Raw genomic sequence first — 1,205 nt, 5'->3', positions numbered from 1 at the left:
GAATTGCTTTCAGAATTAAAAAATAATAATGAAGAATACTTTTATGAGGAAATTTCAAACATATCTCCTCAATCTCTGATTGACAATTGGGAACTATTATCAAAAACATCTATTCGGGATTCTTTTTTATGGGCATATAGGCAGATGATGTTAGAATTAAACAAAATAATAACTTATGTCGTGGATATTTCAGGACTTATTACAGACAGGGATATAGAAGGCGCATATCTTGTCGCCGCGGCTTTTCAGGAACTTCCTCAAGCGCAAGATAGAATGGTTTTAATAGGAAATTTATTAAGGACTATTCAAGATGGCGCGTTTACTCAAAGACGAAAAACAGAGCTTTTGCTTAATCTTGAATTATTAATGTACTCCGACAATATAAGAATACAAAACAGGTTTCGCTCGGTGGAAAATATAAGAAATAAAAATATCAATACTTTTGAATCTTTTGAAATTCTTTTAAAATCTTGTTATGACACTATCTCTTATTTTTCAAGTTCCGTAGAATACATTATTAACGAACCTATTATAGACATTCAAGTTATTCCCGCTCTTTTTGAAACGGCAACCAGAGCAAATAACACTACATATCGTTTGCAAGTAGCGTCTACCGGCAGACTGGAAACCATTATAAAAGAGAGGATTTCTTCCTACCGTTTGCGTTTAATATTATCACTTATCGCCGCTATTTTTGCGACGTCGTTTGCGTTTTTTATTATCTTTATTACGGCTTTCAATATCCGTAACTCTACAGACAGCATGGGAGTTGTTTTTAAGCGTCTTAACGAAAATGATCTGTCTGTAGTTATAGAGTCAATTTCAACCGATGAGCTTGGCGAATTTATGACTTTGTTAGGCGGTTTTTTGTCAAAATTACAATCTACTTTTTCGTCAATCAATAAAAACTCTTCTATGGTTTCACTTGCAATGCTTGATTTATCTTCAACCGCAAGGCAAATGGCAGCTACCGCAAATGAACAATCAGCCAGCGTCGCGGAAATTGTCAACACTATGGAAAGCAACAGAAATCTTACTTCTCAATCAGCCGAAAAAACAAAAGAAGTGGCAAGCCTTGCCGTTCAAACGCAAGAGCTTAGCCGCCACGGAGCCGGTATCAGAGAAGCCAATGAAAATATGATGTTTGATATAAAAAATCAAAATATAAAAATTATTGATATAATTAAAAATCTTACCGATATGCT

1 protein-coding gene is annotated in these 1,205 nt (G+C 34.6%); it reads left to right on the top strand.

Annotated elements, in window-relative coordinates; all coding sequences use genetic code 11:
• Positions 1-144: 144 nt before the first annotated feature.
• The coding region (locus tag ACYVTD_RS13315) for a methyl-accepting chemotaxis protein (protein WP_461248222.1) at positions 145-1,205 on the top strand (1,061 nt) is incomplete at its 3' end.

This window comes from Treponema sp. R6D11 (genome assembly GCF_054786075.1).
The sequence above is the reverse complement of the archived record's forward strand: the minus strand, read 5'-3'. Positions and strand labels throughout refer to the sequence as shown.